Annotated in this window: 14 protein-coding genes; 8 read left to right on the forward strand and 6 right to left on the reverse strand. The window is 35.9% G+C overall.

The window, feature by feature from the left end; all coding sequences use genetic code 11:
• Positions 1 to 3: 3 nt before the first annotated feature.
• The 7 genes from GCQ56_RS06835 (at position 4) to GCQ56_RS06865 (ending at position 11,404) form a co-directional block, all read left to right on the forward strand.
• On the forward strand, positions 4 to 4,164 hold the full coding sequence (locus GCQ56_RS06835; protein WP_152733669.1) for a hypothetical protein: 4,161 nt from the start codon (positions 4 to 6) through the stop codon (positions 4,162 to 4,164).
• Positions 4,165 to 4,170: 6 nt separating this feature from the next.
• On the forward strand, positions 4,171 to 4,878 hold the full coding sequence (locus GCQ56_RS06840) for a DNA alkylation repair protein (RefSeq protein WP_152733670.1): 708 nt from the start codon (positions 4,171 to 4,173) through the stop codon (positions 4,876 to 4,878).
• A gap of 21 nt (positions 4,879 to 4,899) precedes the next feature.
• On the forward strand, positions 4,900 to 5,565 hold the full coding sequence (locus GCQ56_RS06845; RefSeq protein ID WP_152733671.1) for a DNA alkylation repair protein: 666 nt from the start codon (positions 4,900 to 4,902) through the stop codon (positions 5,563 to 5,565).
• A 22-nt stretch (positions 5,566 to 5,587) separates the two neighbouring features.
• Positions 5,588 to 5,920 carry a cupin domain-containing protein gene (locus tag GCQ56_RS06850; RefSeq protein WP_152733672.1) on the forward strand — a complete coding sequence of 111 codons (333 nt, stop codon included), beginning with the start codon at positions 5,588 to 5,590 and terminating at the stop codon, positions 5,918 to 5,920.
• Between the two features lie 150 nt (positions 5,921 to 6,070).
• A complete protein-coding gene (locus tag GCQ56_RS06855; protein WP_152733673.1) occupies positions 6,071 to 7,441 on the forward strand; it encodes an MATE family efflux transporter in 1,371 nt (456 codons plus the stop codon).
• 108 nt (positions 7,442 to 7,549) lie between these two features.
• Complete coding sequence (locus GCQ56_RS06860) at positions 7,550 to 10,165, forward strand: T9SS type A sorting domain-containing protein (RefSeq protein WP_152733674.1); 2,616 nt, start codon at positions 7,550 to 7,552, stop codon at positions 10,163 to 10,165.
• Positions 10,166 to 10,285: 120 nt separating this feature from the next.
• Entirely contained in the window at positions 10,286 to 11,404 is a 1,119-nt protein-coding gene (locus GCQ56_RS06865) for a lactonase family protein (RefSeq protein WP_152733675.1), read from the forward strand.
• Positions 11,405 to 11,408: 4 nt separating this feature from the next.
• On the opposite strand, the gene GCQ56_RS06870 is transcribed toward GCQ56_RS06865, so the two are convergent.
• From GCQ56_RS06870 to GCQ56_RS06895, 6 genes are all read right to left on the reverse strand, one after another.
• The gene (locus GCQ56_RS06870) at positions 11,409 to 11,714 is read right to left on the reverse strand and encodes an ASCH domain-containing protein (RefSeq protein ID WP_152733676.1); all 306 of its coding nucleotides are present in this window, start codon (positions 11,712 to 11,714) and stop codon (positions 11,409 to 11,411) included.
• A 14-nt stretch (positions 11,715 to 11,728) separates the two neighbouring features.
• Positions 11,729 to 13,435, reverse strand: coding sequence for a hypothetical protein (locus GCQ56_RS06875; protein ID WP_193323732.1), 1,707 nt, complete (start codon positions 13,433 to 13,435; stop codon positions 11,729 to 11,731).
• Positions 13,436 to 13,442: 7 nt separating this feature from the next.
• Positions 13,443 to 13,904: an NUDIX domain-containing protein gene (locus tag GCQ56_RS06880; protein WP_152733678.1), complete on the reverse strand. Its 462-nt coding sequence runs from the start codon at positions 13,902 to 13,904 to the stop codon at positions 13,443 to 13,445.
• A gap of 9 nt (positions 13,905 to 13,913) precedes the next feature.
• A complete protein-coding gene (locus tag GCQ56_RS06885; RefSeq protein ID WP_152733679.1) occupies positions 13,914 to 14,339 on the reverse strand; it encodes a VOC family protein in 426 nt (141 codons plus the stop codon).
• Positions 14,340 to 14,438: 99 nt separating this feature from the next.
• Positions 14,439 to 15,881: an SDR family oxidoreductase gene (locus GCQ56_RS06890; RefSeq protein WP_152733680.1), complete on the reverse strand. Its 1,443-nt coding sequence runs from the start codon at positions 15,879 to 15,881 to the stop codon at positions 14,439 to 14,441.
• Between the two features lie 20 nt (positions 15,882 to 15,901).
• A complete protein-coding gene (locus GCQ56_RS06895) occupies positions 15,902 to 16,912 on the reverse strand; it encodes a PD40 domain-containing protein (RefSeq protein WP_152733681.1) in 1,011 nt (336 codons plus the stop codon).
• A 253-nt stretch (positions 16,913 to 17,165) separates the two neighbouring features.
• Between GCQ56_RS06895 and GCQ56_RS06900 the strand changes: the two genes are divergently transcribed.
• Positions 17,166 to 19,349, forward strand: coding sequence for a GH92 family glycosyl hydrolase (locus GCQ56_RS06900; RefSeq protein WP_152733682.1), 2,184 nt, complete (start codon positions 17,166 to 17,168; stop codon positions 19,347 to 19,349).
• The last annotated feature ends 44 nt before the right edge of the window (positions 19,350 to 19,393 follow it).

Below are 19,393 nucleotides of genomic sequence, written 5' to 3' on the forward strand. Positions count from 1 at the left end.
GGTATGAAACAATCCATCATATTTACCTGTTTGCCACACCGAATCGATCAGGAGAATAACCTGAGATTTTCGGTGCAGGTAAGTTTGCGTCTGGAAACAGCAAGTGTTAAAACATTAGCTTCTTTTCCAGATATGGAAAACTTACCGCAAAAAATCATGAATTCATCATTTAAGATTCGACTTAAAAATGGTGATGAACATGAGGTAGAATTGAATTCTTCGAATTTGGATGAGGATTTGTGGCAAAAACTCATGCATAAAGATATTCGAGTTGATGGATTTGAGCAGGAAGATTTAACGCCTACCAGAATTCACTCGTATCCACTAAAACATATCCAATCATTTGTGTTGGATACCTATAAAAAATTGGGAACTCAAAGCCCAGATAGATTGTTGGAACCTTCTCAATTGAGAGATCCTAAAGGTTTGGGGCAAATTTCGAGATTTAAGAAGCGTGATACGCCTAAACAGGAAGTACCTACAAGTACAGCAGCAGGCAGACGTGTTTTCAAAGAGTCAGATTTTTTGGATGTAGATGAAACTGCAGAAAACAGATTGGATGAAGTTCGTAAGAAGAATGGTTTTGTACCATTTGCGAAACAGTCAAATCCAAAGTTTGATTTTGCTCAATTTAGAGATTTTCATAAAACTCATAAGCCAACAAGAACAACACCTTTACCTAATATAAAGAAACCAGAGTTCGAGTTTCACGATATATTGGCGGTAATTAGTAATTACCCTCAAATTCAAAGAAAGTTGGGAGTCGTTCTCGATTTTAAAATGGACTTACCTAATAATTTTCCTAATCAGAACGCATTTCGATTGATTGTGGAGAATTTAGATTTTACAATGAGTACAGATGTTTCGGTTCCTTTAACCGCTTATCATCTTACGCAAAAAGGATTTTATGCCCAACCAAAAGAGGATGCTCGCGTGAATATGGGATTCGTGAAAATCAATACGGATCGATTCACGGTATTTCAAATCGATACAGATGGAGTAGCCTTGAAAATGAATCAGATGGTTGATAACAAGGTTCAGGAAGAGGTAAAATTGAAGGTAGTGGAATTGGAATTGAGCAAAAGTAAAAAGTTTAACAATGGGATAGTACCAGTTGATCCTCCTGAAAAGGAAGGATTGCCAAGTTTACGATCGACGGGAATTGGAATTGCTGGAAATGGAATGGGAGAGCATTTGAATGCAAGATTTGTAAAAGCTAAGCAATTGCAAACAAAGATTATAGATCCATCGAAGCTGGATAATTCATTAAACCTTATTTTATCCAATGAACAATTGTATGCTGAAGATTTGGTACAAGGGTATAGAATGGATGTAGCTTATTCGTCGGATCCGGAAAAATGGCATTCCTTGCACATGAGACAAGAGGCTTATTCTTATTTTGATTCAGATAATACAGAAGAAATTATTGATGATTTAGAAGTTGATGAAGGATTTATTCAGACAGCTGTGGCTGAGGATACAGAAGAGGCAAATGAACTTTTTGTTGGAGAAAGTATGATTCGATGGGAAGGTTGGAGTCTTTCTGTACCAAAACCTGGTTTTGCCATTAACGAATCTGAAGATGATAACATAGATTCGTCTAAACAGGTGGATTACGTAAATAAATCAAAAAGTGTAGAAATTAAGAAATATGAGTTTGATACTACACGAGAGTTTAGATTGCATACTAAAACTAAAAGTGTAGCAGGAACATTGCCTCGTTTACGATTTGGCAAAGATTATTTATTGAGAGTAAGAACTGTTGATTTGGCAGGAAATAGTTTGCCTTTAGATTTCCAGGCTGAAAAGCTAAGTGAAGCTGTTATTAGAGGATTTAGATATTATCGTTTTGATGCACTCATGAATCCTGTATTACTTCTTGGATCAGATTTAAAAGATGGAGAAGCCTTAGAAGAATTGGTGGTTCGAAGTAATCACGATATGACAACCCAAGAGTTTCAGCAACGATATGGAGCGGTTGATTCAAGTGAGAATACTGAATCGATTAGACACTTTTTGCCACCACGAAATTCGCAATTAATTGCTGAGCAACATGGAAAGTTCGATAAAGCATTTGGAAACAATCTTCAAGTTGCAAAGGAATTGTACCAGTTAATAAGTGAACATGAAGTTCAATTGGAAAAGGGTGAAAATGGAAAGGAAAAGGTGTATAAGGGTGATGATGTTGATTTGATTTATTTACCAGATCCTGCGGCGGCTGGAGTAGCTCTGTTTCTTGCAGATGGATACGATGACTCCCATTCACAAACTTTCGATCCACGATTGTTTAGCTTTTTCACTAACGCAGAATTGAGTCCTTCAGAAACCAATATAAATGTATCGGATGATGAATGGTACAAAGCTAAATCTTTACGAATTAGATTGCAGGAAGGCGTTACCAACTTTACCTGGAATGCATCGGAGCGAATATTGAATGTTTATCTGCCGAAAGGCGAAAGGATAAAACTGAAGTTCTCAACTTTTTGGAGAGCAAAAGATCTGGAGGAATTATCAGGGATGTGGGATTTGTTAAGAGAAGAGAATCCTGTAAATATTGGAAAAATAAAAGAATTGGCGGAAACAGGCAGACATTGGATGATTAGTCCTGCCAGAGAATTGGAACTCACACATGCCGTAGTTCAGCCTGTTGTTGCACCTGAGATTGAGGAAATAATTCCTGATCGTAATTATTCAGATACACATGCTTGGTTACATACACGTTTTTCGGTTCATGGATTTTCTACCCACAAAGTGGAGTATATGGCTCGTTGGAGAGATAGAACAGATGATCCTCGTGCAACAGGACCATCGTGGAAAGAGAATTCTGGAAATGTAGAAGAAGTTCCGGTTAGCTATCACGATGAAAGTATTAACAAGGGCAATCTTCCTGAGAAGAAAGATCCATCGAAGCAATTGGCTTTACAAGGGCAAAATAATAATGAGAAGCAAACGCTAAAATTAGCATTGATAAGCTCCTTGAGTGGAGCCTTAAAGCACAAATTTGGAGATACAAAACATAGATATGTGGATTATCATCCGGAGGGAACCACTCGATATGCTGAGCATTTCGATAATTTGGTGAAATCGGAAGGATTGCAGTTGAGTAGGGATGGTCAATGGTTCGAAAAGGTAAACATTCTAAGTACAGCCAGACCAAAAGTTCCATTGGTGGATTATGTGATCCCTACTTTCGAATGGAGAAAAACGAAATCGGCTACAGTTATGCGTCAGCACAGGCTTGGAGGAGGATTGCGTGTTTATTTAAAGCGACCATGGTTCTCGACGGGCGAAGATGAAATGTTGGCGGTTTTGATTCCGGGAAGCGATCCGTCTAAAATTGCACAAAGTTTTGTTGGTCTGGGTGGTCCTGGCTTTAATCAGGCTTTAACGCATTGGGCACAGGATCCTATTCGTCCATCAAAACCTGGCGCGCTGAATTATCCATCGATAAATGATTTTAGACACAATCCGACTATCGATAAATCAATCGTTTATCCTGACAATGAAAAGGTAAAAGTAACTGCGATGGCTTATCCTGTCGAGTTTAATCAGGAGAGGAAATTGTGGTTTGTCGATTTTGCATTGAATCATGGTAAAATGTATTTTCCATTTGTGAAGTTGGCTTTGGCAAGATATCAGCCTCATTCGGTTCGAAAAGGAAATACAGATGTATGTCTCTCATCAGTTGTGATGGCAGACTATATTCAATTGGTTCCGGAACGCTTGGCTACACTTACCTTTAAAAAGGATAATATGAATTCTCGATTTACATTGCAAATTGAAGGTGTAATTTCCAATGCTTTGGATAAAAATGGAAATACAGGAAATTATATCACAATTAGCTTTCTCGATCCGGAATTGGTACAGCCAATGTATGGTACTGTTAGCGATGGAAGAAATGAGGAGAGTTTGGAAGATGAGGGCGTGAGGATAGCTATAAATGGAAATCATGTAAAAAACAATTATTTTACCATTACAAGAGAATTCAAGTTGAGTAGAAAATACAAAGATCAACCTTTACAGGTAATCATTCAGGAATTTGAAGGAGTTTCACTTGCCAAAGGAAGAGTAACAAGTGTTGCTTCTGTATCGGAAGAAAATCAACCGCGATTAGTATATGCCGATGTTTTTAAAATAAATGCGCCTAATCTTGATAAAATTTAATGAATAATGACCAAAGAAGAAGTTTTAAAAGAGCTGGAAAGTTATGGCAATGAAAATACCAAGAGGATATTTATAAATCATGGAGCACGTGAACCATTTTTCGGAGTTAAAGTTCAGGATCTTAAAAAGATCGTAAAGAAAATTAAAAAAGATTATCACTTGTCTTTGGAATTGTTCGACTCTGGAAATTCGGATGCTATGTATTTGGCAGGCTTAATTGCTGATGAAAGTCAAATGACCAAAGCCGATCTGAAAAAATGGGCAAAGGGAGCTTATTGGTACATGATAAGTGAATATACGGTTGCATGGATTGCTTCAGAATCTCAATATGGATTAGAATTGGCTTTGGAATGGATAGAATCGGATAAGAAAACCATTGCAGCAGCCGGTTGGTCAACCTTATCAAATTTAATGGCTCTTAAAGCGGATGATGAATTGGATATTCAATTGTTAAAAGATTTATTACTAAGGGTAAAGGACACTATTCATGAGCAAAGCAATAGAGTAAAATATACAATGAATGGTTTTGTAATTTCGGTAGGAGCCTATGTTTCAGAATTGACTGATTTGTCGATGCAAACTGCCGAAAAAATTGGTAAAGTAGAAGTGTTCATGGGGAAAACATCCTGTAAGGTTCCGTTTGCTCCTGAATATCTCCAAAAAATTATTGATAAAGGAAGAGTTGGCAAAAAGAAAAAAACTGCCAGATGTTAATGTAATAAGCAAGAAACAGAAATGGAATCGACAATTGACACATTAGAAATAGTAGATATTTACCACAAAAATGCCGATCCTGAATATGCAGCAAGAATGTCTACCTATATGAAAAATAACTTTTCTTTTTTGGGCATTCCAAAACCCAAAAGAGCTGAGTTGGGTAAGAAGTTTTTAAAATTGAAAACAAAAACTAAAAAGCTTGACTGGGCTTTTGTTTTCTATTTGTTTGAATTGCCGGAAAGAGAATTTCAGTATTTAGCATTAGATTATTTACGGAAACTTCAGAATCATTTGGTAAAGAAAGATATTAAAAATTTGGAGCGATTAATACTTGCAAAATCCTGGTGGGATTCTGTGGATACAATTGCTCCTTTGATTGGTGTTTTGTGTCAGAAATATCCAGAATTAAAAGAAGAGAAATTAAAGTCTTGGATGATGGATTCTAATATTTGGTTGAAGAGAGTTAGCATAATTTTTCAGTTGAAATACAAAGATCAAGTAGACACAGAGTTTTTAAAGAAGACTATTTTCTGCAATCATCTTACCAATGAATTTTTTGTAAACAAAGCAATTGGTTGGGCTTTACGACAATATTCAAAATTCAATCCCGATTGGGTAAGGAATTTTATTTCCAGAAATCCATTGTCTCCTCTAAGTGTTAGAGAAGGAAGTAAATATCTATAAACTACATGCTTAATTGATCAATATGAACGATATTTATCCAGAAATGATTAAAAACTTACCTGAAGCAAATATTCCATTTAAAGGTGTAAGAGGTTGGGTAGCCCAGGGAGAAAATCATCAAATTGTATTCTTCGAGATTGAACCAATTGGTGAAGTTCCTCGTCATTCTCACGGAGCGCAGTGGGGAATGGTTATCGATGGAGATATGGAATTGACCATTGGGAGTGAAACGAAGAAATATCGTAAGGGAGATCATTATTATATTCCTGAAGAGGTATTGCATTCCGCAAAATTCAACAAGCGCACCATTGTAATGGATTACTTTGCAGAGAAAGATAGATATGAATTAAAATAATCTAGCAGTAGTTGTCTGCATTAAACATCTAAATTGGAAGATATTTGCAAGCATTTTGCCTTATGCATAAGTTGGTTTACCGATTTTTCTTCTTTTTTATTTGGATTTAATCTTCATTAGAGAGCATTATTGGTACATTTGCCACACTTTATGAATACGGACAAGAATACCCAAAATGTTTACGAATTAGAAAATTCGAAGATTAGCAGTTTGCTATGGAAGTACTTCCTTCCTGCCTTTACCGGAGTTGTAATCAACTCGCTGTACAATGTTGTCGATAGGATTTTTATAGGACAAGGTGTTGGTGCAACAGCCCTTTCGGGATTAAGTGCAGTATATCCAATTATGCTGATACTGATGGCTTTTGGAATGCTGATTGGATTAGGTGCCGGAGTTCGAATATCAATTAATTTAGGGAAAAAAGATTTTAAAAGAGCCGAATGGGTTCTGGGAAATTCATTTGTACTGATGCTTATTGTATCGGTAATAATAACCACAATAGGTTTTCTTATAAAAGATCCATTATTAAGACTTTTTGGTGTGGGTGACGATACCATGTCGGTTGCCAACGAATACCTGAATATTATTCTTTATGGTGCTGTTTTTAGTGTGGTTGGCTTTTCTATGAACAATTTGATTCGTTCCGAAGGGAATGCTAAAATTGCCATGTATTCCATGTTAATAAGTGCTGGAACCAATATCGTATTAGATCCAATCTTTATTTTTGCTTTGGATATGGGAGTTGCCGGTGCAGCTTGGGCAACTATAATTTCACAGTTGATTTTGTGCATTTGGGTGTTGAGCCATTTTAGAAGTTCTCGTTCTGTAATTAAGTTGCGGGGAAGTAATTTTAAGCTCAATGGACAAATTGTAATCTATATACTTACCATAGGATTTGCTCCATTTTCGATGCAGATTGCTGGCAGTTTTGTTCAGGCTTTGTACAATATTCAATTGATAAAATTCAGTAATGATATAGCAATTGCTGCAATGGGTGTAATCAATTCGGTTGCTATGCTAATTGTAATGTCGATAGTTGCCATTAATATGGCGGCTCAACCAATCTTTGGATTCAATCATGGAGCTAAAAACTACGCCAGAGTGAAAGAGACTCTAATAATTTGCATGAAGGCTGCAACGGGAGTCGCTATTGCCGGTTGGATTTTTGTTCAATTGTTCCCGGAGACAATGGTATTGGCATTTAATAGTACAAACGAAGAGCTATTGACGGTTGGAAGTTTTGGCTTACGAACCTTTTTACTAGCATTACCTGTTGTTGGTTTTCAGGTGATCGTTGGAAATTATTTTCAATCTATTGGTAAAGCCGGAGTTTCAACTTTACTCACACTAATGCGTCAGGTAATTTTATTGATTCCAATTCTTTTTATACTACCAAACTATTTTGGTTTAAATGGGGTGTGGTTTGCAGGTCCAATCTCCGATGTAGGTTCGGCAATTGTTGCCAGCATATTTATCATCAGAGAATTCAGAAAACTCAATGGTAAAATTGCCTTGTCTTAACCAATCCTATTTAATTTGTTATTCTAAATAAAGAATCCTTTACCTATTTATCATTCTCAATCCCCTGAAATTTTGTAATTTATAAAAGTTTACAAAAGGTCAGATTCAATGAGAAGTATATTGGTATTTCTATTTTTCTTTTTGCTTTTCGGATGTTATTCGCAGGATGTGCCTGTTGTGAATGGCGAGCGTCCTCGTTTGGAATTAAATCAGGATAGGTTTGATTGGTTAAAAGCTAATATTTCTTCAGGTGAATGTCAGGAAACCTATAACCGATTTAAAAGTGCTTACGATAGAAATTGGGTTACTAATTCCAGTACCTATTTGGTGGGTTCCGATCAATCGCAATGGAATTTTGAATTTGATTCGAACGATGCTTTTCTGATGTCGAAAATGACAGCCTTTCTTTTAAAAATGCAAACTGATGGTTTGGCTTTGCAACGATGTGAATTTATTGTATCCAGATACATCGAATACTTAAACTCTTTGGATTTTGATAATTATTCAGGTGATACCAAAGAGAATTTATTGAGACGGAATTGCGATTATGGTGGCATTCTTTTGGATTGGACTTACGATGACATTCCTCAAGCTCTCCGGCAGGAATTATCGCAAGCTTTGTATCCTGTACTGGAATATTTCATGGAGAATTATGTACTTACTCCATCGGGGAATAGCTATGTTACCAGCCATAACATTTACAACTGTAGCATAACTCTTCATGCAGCATTGGCTTTGCATGGTGCAGATGGATTGTCTTCATCTCAAATGTCTACTGTAAATTCCTGGTATAGAACCTTGGTTGGCAAATGGGAAAATGGAATTTTACCTGCTTTCGCTCACTTCCGTGATGATGATGGAGGATGGAATTGGGGAGCGGCTTATTCCATGTTTGGATTGCCGAGGCAGTATCAGCTTTTTGATGATATGCTTTATGGTACAGATAAGAATTATTACGAGGATCAGCCTTGGATCAAAGAGTCAATCAATCAATATTGGTATTTTTATCGCCCCGATAATTATACGATTCATTTGGGAGATGCCATTATTCGATTAGACCAGGCAAACAGAGTCATGTATCGACATGCTGCCGAATATGGTGATCCGCGTAGTCAGTATTTGGTTCAGGAATATGGAGCAACTGGGAATCTGCACAATACGGCACTGGTATTTCAAAAGTTGATTTATAAAGATTTTGAAGCCAGTAATGTGCAACACCCGGAGCCACCCTTAAATTGGTGGGCTGATAAAACTGGCTTGGCAGTTGGCAGAACTTCCTGGGATGATGATGCTACCATGCTTTGGTATTATTGTGCACCATCGAAAAGGGCTGATCACGAGCATCGCGACAACAATACTTTTTCGATAATAAAGGATAGACCACAGATTATAGATGCGGGATATTACGATTCGTATGCAACTACTCATTACAACAATTACTACTCCAGAACCATTGCGCACAACTCCATTTGTGTTTTTGATGGTAGTGAATCGTATCGGGCATTTGGCAGATCTGTTTCGAACGATGGAGGACAGATAGAATCCGATCGATTGGAAAATTTAGATGAGGTTTTTGAAGATGATCACAGGCGAGGCAAATGGATTCGCTATGTATCGGGTGATGACTACGCATATCATGTATCGGATGCGGCAGATTCTTATGCTTCCAATAAATTGGATCGCTTTGAGCGCCGATTGCTTTATCACAAACCAGATAGAGTTTTGGTTTTAGATCACTTGCACCTTTTAAATATAGAATCAAGGGAGCGCAAAGCAAAATACATCAATCATTTCGTGAACCGACCTAATATTAATGGTAAGGTGGTGAGTACTGCAGTTGCCAATAAAATTATCACTTACGATGGTAAGGATTACGAGGCAAGTAATGGCAATGGAAGCATTGGCGTACGAACCTTATTACCTGAATCTACTACCACAACCTTAATTGGTGGAGATGGTTACGAGTTTTGGGTTGATGGAACGAATTACCCTCATGGTGGCAATATTGGTGACGATGAGGAGGATCCTGGTTCGTGGAGAATTGAAGTTGAACCCACTGATGTTAAAGAGAATTTAGTTTTTTTGCACACACTTAAGATTGGTGACGGTAAAAATCAAGCCAATGCAGGTGGTGAATTGTTACAGAATGAAAGCACCATTGGTATCGATTGGGAAAATCATTTGTATCTGTTCCAGGCACAAGGAGATACTGCGGCTGTTAGATATTCTGTGAATCCAATTGACGGAAATCGCACGGTAAAAATATTTGCCATGGATATGAAAAGTAATACTTCATTTGGAGTATTTGTTGATGATGTTTTGGAAAGAACAGGGGATTCCAATACAGATGGAATTTTTGAGATCACTGTTGATCTGGCGGAAGGAAATCATACCCTTGTGATTCGTGATACGATTGCAAGCGATCCGAATCCAGATACAGACCCTGATCCTGATCCTACACCTGATCCCGAAGAGGAAATTGATGGTGAGGTGAAGGTTTTTCCAAATCCAAGTAATGGAAATTTTACTGTCTTGATTGATGATGATGAAGTAAGCGAATTTCATATCAGTACCTTCGATTCCACAGGAAGAAAAGTGTTGGATTATTTGAATTCAAGTAATAGTGCTGATTTGGATTTGAGTGGTCTGTCGGCTGGTGTTTACTTTTTACTCATAAAATACCTCGATAAAACGGAGAAGCGTAAGATTATTTTGATAGATTAAAAACTTAGCTCGAAAATCCCGGTCACATTTAAACTTAAAGCAAATAAGATAGTTGATTTAAAAGCAAGCTTGATTTTTTTAGGACATTAGTGTTTATCTTTAGCAATTAAAATAAAGATCATGATAAAACACACTCTATTGATCGTGCTGATATTAAGTGTAGCACTTTCCTGTCAAAATCAAAAGCAGAAAAATCATATGCCGAATTCTTCCTACTTAATTTTCATTGGGACTTATACCGATACCGATTCAAAAGGGATTTATAAATTGGAAATGGATGAGACAGGAAAATTTAAGAATTTGAGTTTGCAAGCTGAGACTGAGAATCCGTCTTTTTTGACCTTTGCCAATAAAGGAAAGACCTTGGTTGCCGTGAACGAGATAAATAGCTTTAATGGAAGTGGGAGTGTTGAATCTTATCAAATAGGTGATAGCCTGAAATTGATTAGTCGTGAATCGAGTGGTGGAGCGCATCCATGTTTTGTGACTGCAAATGAGGATGGTATTATTTTAACTGCAAATTATACAGGTGGAAATACAGGGCTATTAAAGGTTGATGAGGATGGTAATTTAACGGAGCTTCTAGATGTAAATCAACACGAAGGTTCCGGAACTGTTAAGGGCAGACAAGATAATCCACACGCACATAGCGTGCGCTTTCAACCTAATTCTGATAAAATAGTTGCAGTCGATTTAGGAACCAATGAATTGTGGATTTCGAAAATAAGTAAGGATAAATTTAAAGCTGTCGAGAATAATTGCATACAACTTTCTGAAGGTGCAGGTCCGCGTCATTTAACGTTTCATCCTAATGGAAAATATTTGTATGTAATTAATGAATTGGACAATACAATTAGTCTGGTTAATATATCTGATGACGGATACAAGCTGATATCTAATATTTCAACTCTGCCTGTCGATTTTAAAGGAACAAGTTATACTGCAGATATCCACATTTCCGCTGATGGTAAATTCTTATACGGATCGAATCGAGGACACAATAGCATTGTTATCTACTCCTTATTGAATGATGGAAATTTAAGTTTAGTTGGACATGAATCAACTCGTGGTGATCATCCTCGAAATTTTTCTCTTTCACCTGATGGTAAATATCTGCTTGTAGCCAATCAAAATACCAATAATTTGGTGAGTTTTTCAAGAGATGAAAAAACAGGCTTACTCACTTTCGTAGATGAGGTGAAAGTTCCTAAACCTGTTTGTATTTTAATTGAAGAATAAGAATCTATATTGCACTGAATACTATAAGCATCAAGGGGTCTGTTTTGCTCAAATGAGGGTAAAATCCTAACAAAACAGACCATAATTCATCTTTAGAATTGAAACCATCTCGTTTAACTTCTTCCAATGTTAAACTCTCAAATCCTTTGTGTGTAACTTTCATGATTTCAATAGGAATTGGAGCTTTGTCATCGAAAATTGCTTCTCCATTTCCCAATTCAGGAATGGATTCATCAACTCTTGCCGTCTGAGTTTTATTGCCATTTTTAATGGCTTCGTAAAAATCGGAATGAAAATGGATTTGGGACATGTTTTATGGTTTAATTAATTTTTTGGTAAACCTTCAGTAAGCTCTAAAAGGTTAATTAATTCTTTGAGGTTATGTTCTTTTTCTCGTTTCATTAGATTTAAATCTTGAAATATCTGATCTTGACTTTCATTAAAATCTAAAAAATCTTGAATTTGCTTGCCTCTGGAACTATTCCTTTTTCTTTTTTTTAGTTCACTATGTAAACTGTTTATTGTTTGGATAAAACCATGGGTATTTAGGTATTTATGAAAACGAATAAATAAATCAAAGTCAATAAAGGTTAGGTTTTGAATTTTCTTAAAGTTCTGTCTTAAGTTTAAACTATCAAGTTTTAAATTGAATTCGTTATTTAAATAATTGCTTACTCCAGGCATTCCAAAATGTTTGTCTGTATATATCATTACCGGATATATTTGGAGATTTTTTGTTTTGATCTTACCTCTATATTCATCAAAATAAAAAGGAGATTGTGATAGCTTTTGTATCTGTTTAATTATTTGTGCAATTCCTTTTTTCTTATTATTATACTTCAAGTCTATTGTATTCTTAATATCTTGGTATGTACAGGATTCAATAGCTGAGGCTGGAAAAAAAGCGTCTTTAATCTCAAATAGAACAATCGAGCTATTTTTTCTAAAATAGCCATCAGGCTCACCTTGATCATCATATTCAGGAAGGTTTAATTTACAATGTTTCTTATCCAGTATTTTATTGAGCAATCGCTGAAAGAGGAACTTCTCCGTAATTTCGTTACCTATGAATTTTTTAAATTTAGGGAGTGTATCAAAATCTTGATTTGTTTTGATTCCTGAAGTATTATAAAAGTCAAATATTAGCCCATCGTATATTTTATTCATTAAAAGATTCCAGTCAAGCACTATATATCTTTCACCATGTTTCATTAAAGGCTTCGCCTTAAATAAAGAGAAATTTTCCTTATTAGATGATACTTTTCGTTTATATTCATCGACAGTTAATGTTAAGTGATTAAATAGTAATTGTAACTCTTTGGAACAAGTAAAAAAGTAATTATTACAATTTGCCTTATTGTTTTTTAAAGTTTTCTGTAATAAACCAAAAATTGTCATAAGATATTCCCAAGAATTTGGTTTGTTATTTTTATTAAGAAACGAAATAACGTACTTAGAATAATTAGAATGAAATTGAAGATAATTTAAAAAACAAACTCCTTTTATTAAATTATATATGGGATTAACAATTATTTGTATATCAAATTGGTTTATAAGGATAGGCCATGTATGAATTGGAAAAAAATCTCCATTAGATGATTGCCTTTCAATTTTATACCTTTTAGTTGCTAGGATGTTTTGTTCAGATTGAATAAGTAAATAAGCTTTAAAGAAATCTAATTCTTGAGTTGGAGATGTATCATCAGCAATCAAGTTATTATCATTTAATAATACGGCATGAAGAAAATACTTTAAATATATCCGCGAGAATAGGGAAATATCATTATTCCCATTTTTGAATTTGAATAAATCAAACTTAGCAAAAATCTTGTTACGAAGATTTACAGGTTGTCTACTTAAGTAGTGCTTTAGGATATTGACTTGTTTATTCCAAGTAGCATTTGGGTATAATTGTGCATCAATATATGCGATAAGTTCAATTAGTATAGCTGTAGAAGTTCTTTTTAGTATATCTTCTAATTTGGGTTTAGGTCCATCAAAAATATCTTCATAAGATGGAGTCAATATCATTTGCATATTATTCTTTAATAGATTGAGGTAATTGATTTAATTGTATGGATAGGATTGATAAGACTCTCTGAAACACCAAATTCTGAATATCAGGATAGGTCAATTGTTCTGGCAGATCCTTAAAGAATTGAACTTCTGCAATTTCAGATACTGGCAATTTGCCCAAGTGGTGAATGTTGGCAAAAAATATTCTACCATATTTTACTTCACCTTTCCAGTCGCAAGAGTAATCGGCTATCAATCTCAACCCGAAATCTGTAGCGCCAGTTTCCTCGTACAATTCTCGTCGGGCTGCTTGTAAGGCACTCTCATTAGGCTCGATATGACCAGCTGGCATTTCCCAGGTGTTTCTCAAGCGGTGGCGAACAAATACCCAATTGTTCTGATATTGGGAACAAACAATTGAGTATTTCAGGTTTTCTTCGGGGATGCTAAGTGCATCTAAAAAATTAACTATAGGTAAGCTCATTCTTATGGTTTATTCAGAGGTTGATTTGCCCTTATACATTTCGCTAAATGGACCTTCAATTGGTTCCCAAAGTTCTACTTTATTTCCTTCCGGATCAAGAATCCATGCGAATTTTCCGTATTCGAATTCTTGCATTTCTCCAACTATTTCAACTTCCTCTTCTTTCAGCAATTTCAGTAACTCAACAAGGTTTTCTACTCTGTAGTTAAACATGAAATCTTTTTGCGATGGCTGGAAATATTCAGTTTTTTCTTCGAATGGGCTCCAAATGGTAAAAGCTGTCTCGTCTGGCTTACTAGTTTTGCGCCATTCGAACATTCCACCATATTCATCAGGACACTGAATACCTAAATGTTTGTTGTACCACTCTCTGCTTGCTTTAGGATCCTTGGATTTGAAGAAGATACCACCTATTCCTGTTACTCGTTTTTTCATAGTATTTAGTTTTTTGTTGCTCTATTTGTATTTCGGAGACTCAATATAGCAAGGTAAAATTGAATCGTAAGAATATTTTTTTTGCTTTTTGTGATTAAACTATTTATCGTATTCTATAATTCCCTTAATCATCCCCCTAAATATAAACACATGAAAAGGATAGCTCAAAAACCAGTACAATCTTCCCATAATTCCTTTGGGTCTAAAAATGGCTTTTTGTTGTAGTGCATAGCTTCCATTGTTTTTCTTAAAGGAGAATTCAAGCCATGCCTCACCAGGCAATCTCATTTCAGCATACAGTAATAGTCTACCATTCTCTTTATTGGCAAGAAGTACTCGCCAAAAATCAATGGAATCACCAATTTCAATTTCCGAAGGATGTCGTCTACCACGATTGAGCCCTACACCTCCAAATATTTTATCGAGTGTTCCTCGTAAGCGCCACAACCAATTGGCATAATACCAACCTCTATCACCACCAAGTGCCCAAATATTGTTTTGAACTTTTGGTTTACTATTTCCAATTTCAAGAATTTTCTCATCGAAATAACAACCATATGAGGGAGGTTCGATATATTTCATCTTTTTATTGGGAAGCCGTCCGCTACTTAAGGCATCTTTCCAAGATGAAATGATCATTTGTTGTTTGATTTTCCCCATGGCACGTTCAATTGCCTCCTTATAGGGCAGTAGTCGTATGTCTAAAACTTCTGCAACATTATTCGGACGACAAACAACTTCTATTTTCATGCTATTTACCAAATTAACTGCCAAATTGTATGAGGTTGATGTGATGAAAAATAACCAGTAGGAGGAAAGTCGGGGAGTCATCACAGGAAAGGTAATGACTCTTCGGTTCAATTTTCGAACTTCGGCATATTGCAAAAGCATTTCCTTATAACTGAGAACTTCAGGACCGCCAATATCAAAGGTTTGGTTCAAACATTCCTTGTGGTAAATAACCTTGTGTAAATATTCAATTACATTTCTTACAGCAATAGGCTGACATTTTGTTAGCAGCCATTTAGGAGAAACCATAATGGGAAGTTTCTCCACCAAATCGCGAATAATTTCGAAAGAAGCACTTCCTGAACCAACAATAATACCAGCTCTTAGGATTGTGTAATAGCTTCTGCTTTGTTTTAAAATCTCCTCAACTTCTTTTCTCGATTTTAGATGTTTCGATAATTTTTCCTCATTTGCAATTCCACTCAAATAGATGATTTGTCGATTTTCGGTCTTTTTCAGGAAATCAATAAAATTTAGTGCGCACTTTTTTTCCAACTCATCAAAATCTTCAGTGTCATGTAACATGGAGTGAATCAGATAGTAACTGATCTCGATATCTGTCGGAATTTTATCCAATGAATTTCTTTTTAGTAGATCGGCTTCAATTACTTCAAGCTTTGGATGATTCAGTTCTTTAGGTGCAAATCTTTCTTTGTTTCGTACACAGCAAACTACTTTATGACCTTGTTCCAATAGAACCGGTAACAATCGTTTTCCAATATATCCATTAGCACCTGTCAGTAATATTTTCATGCGTCTATACAATTAAAAGATTAATGGTTTGCGAAATAATCCTTACGAATATCTTCTATAAAATCACTTTTGATCCAATACAAATCTAAATTTCCATTTTGTGGAGATAAGGCTTGTTCTTTTAACAGATTCAGGTCTAATTTTGTTCTATCTGTATCGCTTTGTTTATTACTAGAAAAAATAAAATATTTTCCATCTGCTGATAAGGAAGGAGAGAGTGCATGACAATTGGGAAAATTCACCTTACTTCCCATATTAATCAGAGGAGTCCATTTATTTTTACCTAAATTAAAGCTGATGCAATAGTCAGTTCGTCCAATGGTATTTCCTTCCAGTTTTGTACAAACAATAATATAACTTTCATCGGGAGCAATCATCGAATTGTATTGCATTCTGGACGCATTAACTTCCTCCGGCAAACGTTCTGCTTTTTGGTATTTGCCGTCTATCATTTTCGATCGGTAAATAGATTGCTGACCTTCGCCATCTTCTCTTGTGAAATAAATGGTACCATCATTTGTAAGACTAGGGAAATATTCGCCTGCATCTGAGTTTACAGGTTCACCCAATTCGTAAGGTTCCGACCATCCATTTTCTATTCGGTCCATTACCCAAATGTTTTGGTAAAACCATCCATCTTTTTCTTCTTTTCCTTTTGGAGGACGAGTCGACATGAAATAGAAATGTGCTCCATCTTTGCTTATAAATGGTTCTAAATCTCTGTATTTTTTATTGCCTGAAAAAGGAGCAATTGCTGGTTCTGTCCATTCTCCATTCACCTGTTTGGTAACTGCAATGGCATAATAGTCTCGTCCCCAAACGGTGTAATAGTATTCTTTTCCATCAGGAGTTATGGTAAAATCCCGCTCATGTAGGTGTGTCGAAATAAAATTTGGAGCAAATATTTTGGCAATGGAATCGGGAGGTGTTTCCCCAATATAATCACCAGATTTCATAGTTTTGGTATTTTGATTGTGCACACACGCCGATATTAATAGGCATGCTAAGATGAAGAAGGGTAGTTTTTTCATAGGTTAAAGGATTTATTCTTAGCAAACCTAATTTACTAATTTATTTGTTTTTCCTTATGTACTATTTTAACATTAAAAAGATAATCCTTATTTGTATGACAAAATGAGAGTAGAATTGTTTATAATCCATACAAAAATCAAGAGCCTATTCCCTTTCTTTTCCCTATATTTGATGCGAATTATCACCAAAAGCCAAATTTAAATTTACAGTTTCTGAATTTTATAAATCCAGAAATTTAAATCATTAGTGATTATGAGATTATTAGCCGTTTTTTTGGCAATGATTGGCTTTGTTGCCTGTAGTGATAAGCAGGTAGAAAGCAAGAAAAAGTTAACCGATTACGTAAACCCTTTTGTTGGAACCGATGGACCTGGGAACACCTATCCTGGTGCTGTTGCTCCTTTTGGAATGGTCCAGTTAAGTCCAGATAATGGTTTGCCGGGCTGGGATAGAATTGCAGGCTATTTTTGGCCAGATTCTACAATTGCAGGTTTCAGCCATACACACCTTTCGGGCACAGGAGCCGGAGATATGTATGATTTGTTGGTAATGCCTTTGAATAGTCGATTTACTGAAAGCTTAACGCCAGAGGGAGATTATCGCCCTTATTCAAAATTCTCACACGATAAGGAAGAAGCATCACCAGGATACTATAAAGTAGACTTGTTGAGTTCTGGTATTACTGCTGAATTAACTACGACCAAGCGTGTTGGATTTCACCGTTACACATTTCCTAAAGATGAGACATCTCAAATCATATTGGATTTGGGTTATAAATTGAATTGGGATAATCCTTACGATACAAAAATTATTATTGAAAATGACTCTACCATTTCTGGATATCGTAAATCTAACGGTTGGGCAAGAGATCAGCATGTTTATTTTACAGCTCAATTTTCTAAATCATTTAATAACATAGAATTATTTGAGGGGAAAGATAAAACAGAAGGTGAAATGGTGAATGCGGCAAAAACTAAATTTGTTGCTGAATTTGCGACTTCAGATCAAGAGCAGGTATTGGTTAAGGTAGCTCTTTCATCAGCTTCTATCGATGGTGCAAAAAGAAACCTGAAAGCAGAATTAACTTCTTGGGATTTCGACTTAGCTGTTGCCAATGCTGACGAGGAGTGGGAAAAACTATTGTCACAAATAGAGATTGAAGGTAGCGAAAACCAAAAAGAATTGTTTTATACTAATTTATATCATATTTATCTTACGCCAAGCTTGCATAGCGATGTAGATGGAATGCACAAAGGTGCTGACGGCGAATATCACAAAGCTGAAGGATTTCATCGTTACGATACTTTCTCTTTATGGGATACTTATCGTACGGCGCACCCATTGTACACCATTCTTTGTCCGGATAAGGTAGAAGATTTTGTGAAGTCTTTCTTAAGTCATTACAATGAAACTGGTTTATTGCCGGTTTGGTCAATGGCAGGAAATGAAACCAATATGATGATTGGTTATCACGCGGTTCCGGTTATTGTTGATGCTTATTTTAAAGGCATTAATATGGATACGGAAAAAGCTTATCAGGCTTGTGTTGAGTCGGCAAAAGAAAAGGGCAGACAGATTGATGAGTACATGCACCTTGGATATGTTCCAACCGATGCTGAAGGTGAGAATTGGTCGGTATCCAAAACATTGGAATATGCTTACGATGATTGGTGTATTGCACAATTTGCGAAAGCATTGAATAAGGAAAAAGATTACAAGTATTTCCTGAAAAGAGGAGAAAATTGGAAGAATCTTTACGATACCAAATCAACTTTTTTTCGTCCAAAAGATGATCAGGGAAAATTTATCTCACCTTTTGTACCTAAGGATTATACCAATTACTTCTGTGAAAGTAATGCATGGCAGTATTTCTGGTATGTACCGCAGGATGTACCAGAATTTATCCAAACAGTTGGTAAGGAAAAATTTACAGCCAAGTTGGATTCTATGTTTACCTATTATCCAGAAGCGAGCGATGATCTTCCGATTTTTAGTACCGGTATGATTGGACAATATGCACATGGGAATGAGCCTAGCCATCACGTAGCTTATTTGTACAATTATATAGGTCAGCCAAAAAAGACACAGGAAATGGTTCGTCGAATTATCAATACGCAATACACGACTAAACCAGATGGTTATTGTGGAAATGAGGATTGTGGACAAATGTCGGCTTGGTTAATATTCTCTTCAATGGGAATGTATCCTGTAAATCCATCAAATGGAATTTACGATCTTACCTCTCCATGGCTGGATAATGCCGTTATTCATCTTCCAAATGGAAAAACCTTTACCGTTTCTACCGAAAATCAGGGAGATCAAAATCACTACATTCAGAGAATTCTGCTTAATGGTAAAGAGTATAAAGAATTAACAATTACTCACCAGCAGATTCTGCAGGGTGGAGAATTGCATTTTATACTTGGAGCAAAGTAATCATATTTTAGAAGCTGTATTCTCAAAGGGGTACAGCTTTTTTT

This window comes from Marinifilum sp. N1E240 (assembly GCF_009295825.1).
GTDB classification, from domain to species: Bacteria; Bacteroidota; Bacteroidia; order Bacteroidales; family Marinifilaceae; genus Marinifilum_A; species Marinifilum_A sediminis.

What these genes read in the sequence shown, in the direction of transcription:
- GCQ56_RS06855 (WP_152733673.1), top strand. Translation starts at nt 6,071, where the DNA reads ATGAATACGGACAAGAATACCCAAAATGTTTACGAATTAGAAAATTCG.
- GCQ56_RS06865 (WP_152733675.1), top strand. Translation starts at nt 10,286, where the DNA reads ATGATAAAACACACTCTATTGATCGTGCTGATATTAAGTGTAGCACTT.
- GCQ56_RS06900 (WP_152733682.1), top strand. Translation starts at nt 17,166, where the DNA reads ATGAGATTATTAGCCGTTTTTTTGGCAATGATTGGCTTTGTTGCCTGT.
- GCQ56_RS06880 (WP_152733678.1), bottom strand. Translation starts at nt 13,904, where the DNA reads ATGAGCTTACCTATAGTTAATTTTTTAGATGCACTTAGCATCCCCGAA.
- GCQ56_RS06895 (WP_152733681.1), bottom strand. Translation starts at nt 16,912, where the DNA reads ATGAAAAAACTACCCTTCTTCATCTTAGCATGCCTATTAATATCGGCG.
- GCQ56_RS06870 (WP_152733676.1), bottom strand. Translation starts at nt 11,714, where the DNA reads ATGTCCCAAATCCATTTTCATTCCGATTTTTACGAAGCCATTAAAAAT.
- GCQ56_RS06875 (WP_193323732.1), bottom strand. Translation starts at nt 13,435, where the DNA reads ATGATATTGACTCCATCTTATGAAGATATTTTTGATGGACCTAAACCC.
- GCQ56_RS06885 (WP_152733679.1), bottom strand. Translation starts at nt 14,339, where the DNA reads ATGAAAAAACGAGTAACAGGAATAGGTGGTATCTTCTTCAAATCCAAG.
- GCQ56_RS06850 (WP_152733672.1), top strand. Translation starts at nt 5,588, where the DNA reads ATGAACGATATTTATCCAGAAATGATTAAAAACTTACCTGAAGCAAAT.
- GCQ56_RS06890 (WP_152733680.1), bottom strand. Translation starts at nt 15,881, where the DNA reads ATGAAAATATTACTGACAGGTGCTAATGGATATATTGGAAAACGATTG.
- GCQ56_RS06845 (WP_152733671.1), top strand. Translation starts at nt 4,900, where the DNA reads ATGGAATCGACAATTGACACATTAGAAATAGTAGATATTTACCACAAA.
- GCQ56_RS06835 (WP_152733669.1), top strand. Translation starts at nt 4, where the DNA reads ATGAAACAATCCATCATATTTACCTGTTTGCCACACCGAATCGATCAG.
- GCQ56_RS06840 (WP_152733670.1), top strand. Translation starts at nt 4,171, where the DNA reads ATGACCAAAGAAGAAGTTTTAAAAGAGCTGGAAAGTTATGGCAATGAA.
- GCQ56_RS06860 (WP_152733674.1), top strand. Translation starts at nt 7,550, where the DNA reads ATGAGAAGTATATTGGTATTTCTATTTTTCTTTTTGCTTTTCGGATGT.